Origin of the sequence: Streptomyces humidus, assembly GCF_014649655.1 — a bacterium.
In the GTDB taxonomy this organism is placed as follows: Bacteria; Actinomycetota; Actinomycetes; order Streptomycetales; family Streptomycetaceae; genus Streptomyces; species Streptomyces humidus.
The window spans coordinates 45647-52238 of the sequence record NZ_BMTL01000050.1; the positions used below are offsets into that span (position 1 = coordinate 45647).

Below are 6592 nucleotides of genomic sequence, written 5' to 3' on the forward strand. Positions count from 1 at the left end.
AAGGAGAAACTCATGCGGCGTGGCATAGCGGCCACCGCGCTGGTGGCGTCCTTCGCCCTCGCGGCGACGGCCTGCGGCGGAGACGACAGCGGCAGCGACAACTCGTCCGGGCCGGTCACCATCACCTGGTGGGACACCTCCAACGCCACCAATGAGGCGCCCACGTACCAGGCCCTGGTCAAGCAGTTCGAGGCCGCCAACAAGGACGTCAAGGTCAAGTACGTCAACGTGCCCTTCGACCAGGCGCAGAACAAGTTCGACACGGCAGCCGGCGCCTCCGGCGCCCCGGACGTGCTGCGCTCCGAGGTCGGCTGGACCCCCGCCTTCGCCAAGAAGGGCTACTTCCTGCCGCTGGACGGCACCGACGCCCTGAAGGACGAGTCCAAGTTCAAGCCGAACCTGCTGGAGCAGGCCCAGTACGAGGGCAAGACGTACGGCGTCCCGCTGGTCACGGACACCCTCGCGCTGGTCTACAACAAGGCCCTCTTCGCGAAGGCCGGCATCACCGCGGCCCCCAGGACCTGGGACGAGCTGAAGACCGCCGCCGCCACCGTCAAGGACAAGACCGGCGTCGACGGCTACTGGGGCTCCACCCAGGCCTACTACGCACAGTCCTTCCTCTACGGCGAGGGCGCCGACACCGTCGACGCCAAGGCCAAGAAGATCACCGTCGCCTCGCCGGCCGCGAAGAAGGCGTACGGCGCCTGGCTGGGCCTCTTCGACGGCAAGGGCCTGCACAAGGCCGACACCACGGCCGACGCGTACGCCCACATCCAGGACGCGTTCGTCAACGGCAAGGTCGCCGCGATCGTGCAGGGCCCGTGGGAGATCACCAACTTCTACAAGGGCAGCGCCTTCAAGGACAAGGCCAACCTCGGCATCGCGACCGTCCCGGCCGGCTCCACCGGCAAGGCGGGCGCCCCCACTGGCGGCCACAACCTCTCGGTCTACGCGGGCTCGGACAAGGCCCACCAGGCCGCCGCGCTGAAGTTCGTCGACTTCATGACCTCCGCGTCCTCCCAGGCGGCCATCGCCCAGAAGAACTCCACGCTGCCCACGCGCGACGACGCCTACACCGACGCCGTCAAGGCCGACCCGGGGATCGCCGGCTACCAGACGGTCCTGGCCGCCGCCCAGCCGCGCCCGGCGCTGCCGGAGTACAGCTCCCTGTGGGGTCCGCTGGACACCGAACTGCCCAAGATCGCGGGCGGCAAGGAGACCCTCGACAAGGGCCTGAGCAACGCTGAACTCGCCATCGCCAAGCTGGTGCCGGACTTCAGCAAGTGAGCCCGCGTGGCCGCCGGATCCTCCCCCGCTGTCGGTTCCGCCCGAGCGGGGGGACCCCCACACTTCAGGAGGGGGGAGGTTCCGGCGGCCACCGGCCTGTGAGCACCACCCCCTCGACGATCCAGCGTGAAGATCCAGAAGGTGTCGAACCATGACAGTCGCCATCGACCGCGCGACCGGCAAGCGCCGCGGTGACCGTGAGCCGGGGCCAGGGCTCTCCGGACGCCTGAAGCGTGGCTACCACAAGCACTGGTACGCCTACGTGATGATCGCCCCGGTGGCGGTCGTCCTCGGCGTCCTCGTGCTGTATCCCCTGGTGTACGGCCTCTACCTGACGCTGACGGACGCCAACAGCCTGAACACGGCGCGCACGATCGGCGTCAACCACATCGACGCCACCTACAGGTTCATCGGCCTTGACAACTACGCCGACATCCTGTGGGGCCCCACCGCCTACGACCGCTTCTGGTCGCACTTCATCTGGACGATCGCCTGGACCGCGGCCTGTGTCGCCCTGCACTACGGCATCGGGCTCGGCCTCGCCCTGCTCCTCGACCAGAAGCTGCGCGGACGGACCCTGTACCGGCTGATCCTGGTGCTGCCCTGGGCGGTGCCCACGTTCGTCACGGTCTTCGGCTGGCGGTTCATGCTCGCCGACGGCGGCGTCATCAACTCCGCGCTCGACGCCCTGCACCTGCCCTCGCCCCTGTGGCTGGAGGACACCTTCTGGCAGCGGTTCGCCGCGATCATGGTCAACACCTGGTGCGGTGTGCCGTTCATGATGATCTCGCTGCTCGGCGGCCTGCAGGCGATCGACGCCTCCCTCTACGAGGCCGCCGAGATGGACGGCGCGAGCGCCTGGCAGCGCTTCCGCTACGTCACCCTGCCGGGTCTGCGCTCGGTCAGCTCGACCGTCGTCCTGCTGGGCATCATCTGGACCTTCAACCAGTTCGCCGTCATCTTCCTGCTGTTCGGCAACACGGCCCCCGACGCGCAGATCCTCGTCACCTGGGCGTACTACCTCGGCTTCGGACAGCAGCCGCGTGACTTCGCCCAGTCCGCCGCCTACGGCATCCTGCTGCTGGCCATCCTGATCGTCTTCACCTCGTTCTACCGCCGATGGCTGAACCGCAACGAGCAGCAGCTCGCGATCTGAGGCAGGAGTCCCCATGAGCACCACCACAGCCGAGACCTCCGCCCCGGTGGCCGAGCAGCGTCCCGCCAGGGCCCCGCGCCCGGCCCGGCGACGCGGCGAGAACAGCCGCGCCGGCGCGCTCGCCTCGCACGGCGTCCTGATCGTCGCGAGCCTGATCGCGCTCTTCCCGATCGCCTGGCTGGTCTATCTGTCCCTCGGCCCGGACAAGGACGACTACCTGCACCCGGGCGGCATCTGGAACAAGATGACGTTCGCCAACTACTCGTTCGTCCTTCAGCACACCGAGTTCTTCAACTGGCTGAAGAGCTCGCTCATCGTCACGCTCGGCACCACCGCCGTCGGCGTGCTCATCGCCGCCACCACCGGCTACGCCGTCTCGCGCATGCGCTTCCCCGGCTACAAGAAGTTCATGTGGGTGCTGCTGGTCACCCAGATGTTCCCGGTCGCCGTGCTCATGGTGCCGATGTACCAGATCCTGTCCGACCTGCAGCTCATCGACAACTACCTCGGCCTGATCCTCGTCTACTGCACGACGGTCATCCCGTACAGCGCCTGGCTGCTCAAGGGGTACTTCGACACCATCCCCTTCGAGATCGACGAGGCGGGACGCGTCGACGGGCTCACCCCGTTCGGCACCTTCTTCCGGCTGGTGCTCCCGCTGGCCAAACCCGGCCTCGCGGTAGCCGCCTTCTACAACTTTCTCACCGCCTTCAGCGAGGTCGCCTTCGCCTCGACGTTCATGCTCAGCGACGACAAGTACACGCTTGCCGTCGGTCTGCAGTCGTTCGTCAGCGAGCACGACGCCCAGCGCAACCTGATGGCCGCCACCGCCGTGCTGATCGCGATACCGGCCGCCGGGTTCTTCTACCTCGTGCAGAAGAACCTGGTGACCGGTCTCACGGCGGGCGGCACCAAGGGCTGAGCCCCTCATGGGACTCCCGTGCGCCCCAGGGCGCGCGGGTGGCGGCCGCGGTGTCCATCCGACCCCGCCGGCACCGCGGCCGCCTCATCACCCCGCCCCTCGACTCGCCTCGAGACCACTCGCCCTCGAAACCGAAGCCGAGCCCCAAGCCCCATGACCACAACTCCGTTACGTACCAAGGACGCCATGAGTCAGCAGCCCGCAGCCCCGGCCCCCACCCCCACCTCGGCTGTCGCCACCGTCGCCAAGCGCCGTGACTGGTGGCGGGACGCGGTGATCTACCAGGTGTACCCCCGCAGCTTCGCCGACAGCGACGGCGACGGCATGGGCGACCTGGAAGGCGTCCGCTCCCGCCTCCCGTACCTGCGCGACCTCGGCGTGGACGCCGTGTGGCTCAGCCCCTTCTACGCCTCCCCGCAGGCCGACGCCGGCTACGACGTCGCCGACTACCGCGCGGTGGACCCGATGTTCGGCAACCTGCTCGACGCCGACGCCCTGATCCGCGACGCGCACGAGCTGGGCCTGCGGATCATCGTCGACCTGGTCCCCAACCACTCCTCCGACCAGCACGAGTGGTTCAAGCGGGCGCTGGCGGAGGGCCCCGGCTCGCCCCTGCGCGACCGCTACCACTTCCGCCCCGGCAAGGGGACGGACGGCGAACTCCCGCCCAACGACTGGGAGTCCATCTTCGGCGGCCCGGCGTGGACGCGGGTCACCGAACCGGACGGCTCGGCCGGCGAGTGGTACCTCCACCTCTTCGCCCCCGAACAGCCCGACTTCAACTGGGACCACCCGGCCGTCGGCGACGAGTTCCGCTCCATCCTGCGCTTCTGGCTGGACATGGGCGTCGACGGCTTCCGCATCGACGTGGCCCACGGCCTGGTCAAGGCCGCCGGACTCCCCGACCTCGGCGCCCACGACCAGGTGAAGCTGCTGGGCAACGATGTCATGCCGTTCTTCGACCAGGACGGCGTCCACGAGATCTACCGCCAGTGGCGGCTGATCCTGGACGAGTACTCCGGCGGGGACAAGGGACCCGAAGGGGCTTCCGCGGAAGGGCGGGGGCGGGAGACGGGCGGGCGGATCTTCGTCGCCGAGGCGTGGACCCCGACGATCGAGCGCACCGCGAACTACGTCCGCCCCGACGAACTCCACCAGGCGTTCAACTTCCAGTACCTGAGCGCCGCATGGGACGCGGCGGAGCTCCGCGAGGTCATCGACCGCACCCTGGAGTCGATGCGACCGGTCGGCGCCCCGGCCACCTGGGTCCTGTCCAACCACGACGTCACCCGTCATGCGACGCGCTTCGCCAACCCGCCCGGCCTCGGCACCCAGATCCGCACCGCGGGCGACCGCGAACTCGGCCTGCGCCGGGCCCGGGCGGCCACGCTGCTGATGCTGGCCCTGCCCGGCTCCGCCTACGTCTACCAGGGCGAGGAACTCGGCCTGCCCGACGTCGTCGACCTGGCCGACGAGGTGCGCCAGGACCCGGCCTACTTCCGCGGCGCCGGCCAGGACGGCTTCCGCGACGGCTGCCGGGTGCCGATCCCGTGGACGCGCGAGGGCTCGTCGTACGGCTTCGGCGACGGCGGCAGCTGGCTTCCGCAGCCGGCCGGCTGGGGCGAGCTGAGCGTGGCGGCCCAGACCGGCGCCCCGGGTTCGACCCTTGAGCTGTACCGCTCGGCCCTCGGCATCCGCCGTTCCCGCAACGACCTGGGCGCCGGGGACTCGGTGGAGTGGCTGAAGGCCCCGGAGGGCGTCCTCGCCTTCCGGCGCGGGGAGTTCGTGTGCGTCGCCAACACGACGGGGGAGTCGGTGACGACCCCGGCGTACGGGCGGGTGCTGCTCGCGAGCGACGAGGTGACGGAGACGGACGCCGGTGAGGCGAAGCTGCCGGCGGACACGACGGTCTGGTTCACGACCCCGTGACCGCACCGACGCTGAGCGCACCGATGCCTGACCGCACCGACGCGTGACCGCAAGACCGCGCGCCGGCCTGAGCGCGCGCGCCGGCCTGAGCGCCCGCCGGTCTGAGCGCCCGGCGGGCCCAGCGCTGCGCGGAAGGCCCGTCGTCCCTCGTGGCGTGTCCCAGGGGGCGGCGGGCCTTCGGCGTCAGTGGGCTGTCCTCGCCCGGCTGTGCGGTGCGTCGGGCCGGAAGGCGGGTGCGCCGGCCACCGCCTCGTGGCTGCGGCGGGTCCTCAGGGGAGTCCGGAGCCGGGGGAGCCGGCCGTCATGCCCGGGTCCGGTCGGGGCGGACCAGGACCTCGGACCCGATCGGGGCGAACCCGGCGGCGAGGAAGGCCCGCAGAGAGCGCGCGTTGCCGGGGGCGACGGCCGCGAAGACGGGCTCACCCCCGGGGACCAGCGTCAGCGCGTCGCCCAGCAGCGATCTGCCCCGTCCGCAGCCGCCGCCGCTGTCCTCGGGGCGGTGCAGTTCGATGCTCAGTTCGGTGCGTCCGGCGAGCCCCGCCGCGAGGGTGACCAGCCCTCGGTCGTCGCCGAACACCCGTACGTCGGAGCGGAGTTCGCGGGCGTACCGGACCCGCGGGTGGTCGTCGGACCCCACGAGCCGGCCCAGGCGGGCCGGACCGCCGACGCCACGGCCCACCAGGGTGGCGTCGACGTCGCCGATCCAGCCCCCGGGCCCGGCCAGGGCGCGCAGGAAGTCCGGGGACACGGAGCCGCCGAACCCGTCGGGCCGGTGGGCGCGCACCCTTGCGGCGGACAGCGCCGTGGCGACGACGGCGTGGCCGGTGAAGGCGACCGAGCACTCCAGGCCGCCGGGCAGCGAAGGCAGGACCGTGACGGCCCCGTCGGCCGGCGGGAAGCGTCCTTCGGCGGCGTCGAGGAGGCGCCCCAGCAGCGGGTGCGCAGGCGGGCGCGCGGGCCGGCACGTGAGCCCGTCCGTGGGTGCGGGCGGGGTGTCTTCGGCGGCGTGCGGGGAGGTCCGGCCGGGGGAGTCGGTGGTCATCGAGTTCCTCCGTGGATGCTCCGCCGTTCACGGCGGAGAGGGAACGGACTCCTGCGGAGCAGGGCAGGGAGCGGGGTTTCGCCGCCAGGGCGAAAGGCTGTGCTCTGACCGGCAGGTTTGGTCTTCATCTGCCATGTCGCTAGTTTGTGAGAATGGCCCCGACGCAGGTGAAGCGGGCGTTCAAGTACCGCTTCTGTCCCACGGACGAGCAGGCAGCAGAGCTGTCGCGCACGTTCGGCTGCATCCGCAAGGTCTA

Annotated in this window: 6 protein-coding genes; 5 read left to right on the plus strand and 1 reads right to left on the minus strand. The window is 70.8% G+C overall.

The window, feature by feature from the left end; genetic code table 11:
* Nucleotides 1-12: 12 nt before the first annotated feature.
* From IE239_RS37685 to IE239_RS37700, 4 genes are all read left to right on the plus strand, one after another.
* Nucleotides 13-1287 (plus strand): extracellular solute-binding protein, encoded by a 1275-nt coding sequence (locus IE239_RS37685; RefSeq protein ID WP_190153967.1) that lies wholly within the window; start codon nucleotides 13-15, stop codon nucleotides 1285-1287.
* A 151-nt stretch (nucleotides 1288-1438) separates the two neighbouring features.
* Entirely contained in the window at nucleotides 1439-2443 is a 1005-nt protein-coding gene (locus tag IE239_RS37690) for a carbohydrate ABC transporter permease (protein ID WP_190153968.1), read from the plus strand.
* A gap of 13 nt (nucleotides 2444-2456) precedes the next feature.
* Nucleotides 2457-3365 (plus strand): sugar ABC transporter permease, encoded by a 909-nt coding sequence (locus IE239_RS37695; RefSeq protein ID WP_190153969.1) that lies wholly within the window; start codon nucleotides 2457-2459, stop codon nucleotides 3363-3365.
* 186 nt (nucleotides 3366-3551) lie between these two features.
* Nucleotides 3552-5294 carry a glycoside hydrolase family 13 protein gene (locus tag IE239_RS37700; RefSeq protein WP_190153970.1) on the plus strand — a complete coding sequence of 581 codons (1743 nt, stop codon included), beginning with the start codon at nucleotides 3552-3554 and terminating at the stop codon, nucleotides 5292-5294.
* Between the two features lie 301 nt (nucleotides 5295-5595).
* Here the strand turns inward: IE239_RS37700 and IE239_RS37705 are convergent, their stop codons facing one another.
* The gene (locus tag IE239_RS37705) at nucleotides 5596-6336 is read right to left on the minus strand and encodes a hypothetical protein (RefSeq protein ID WP_229878652.1); all 741 of its coding nucleotides are present in this window, start codon (nucleotides 6334-6336) and stop codon (nucleotides 5596-5598) included.
* Between the two features lie 152 nt (nucleotides 6337-6488).
* Here IE239_RS37705 and IE239_RS37710 point away from each other — a divergent pair.
* A partial coding sequence (locus tag IE239_RS37710) for a helix-turn-helix domain-containing protein (RefSeq protein WP_190153971.1) occupies nucleotides 6489-6592 on the plus strand: 104 nt, incomplete at its 3' end.

Coding starts and splice junctions, on each gene's coding strand:
- IE239_RS37685 (WP_190153967.1), top strand. CDS start 13: ATGCGGCGTGGCATAGCGGCCACCGCGCTGGTGGCGTCCTTCGCCCTC.
- IE239_RS37690 (WP_190153968.1), top strand. CDS start 1,439: ATGACAGTCGCCATCGACCGCGCGACCGGCAAGCGCCGCGGTGACCGT.
- IE239_RS37695 (WP_190153969.1), top strand. CDS start 2,457: ATGAGCACCACCACAGCCGAGACCTCCGCCCCGGTGGCCGAGCAGCGT.
- IE239_RS37700 (WP_190153970.1), top strand. CDS start 3,552: ATGAGTCAGCAGCCCGCAGCCCCGGCCCCCACCCCCACCTCGGCTGTC.
- IE239_RS37705 (WP_229878652.1), bottom strand. CDS start 6,336: ATGACCACCGACTCCCCCGGCCGGACCTCCCCGCACGCCGCCGAAGAC.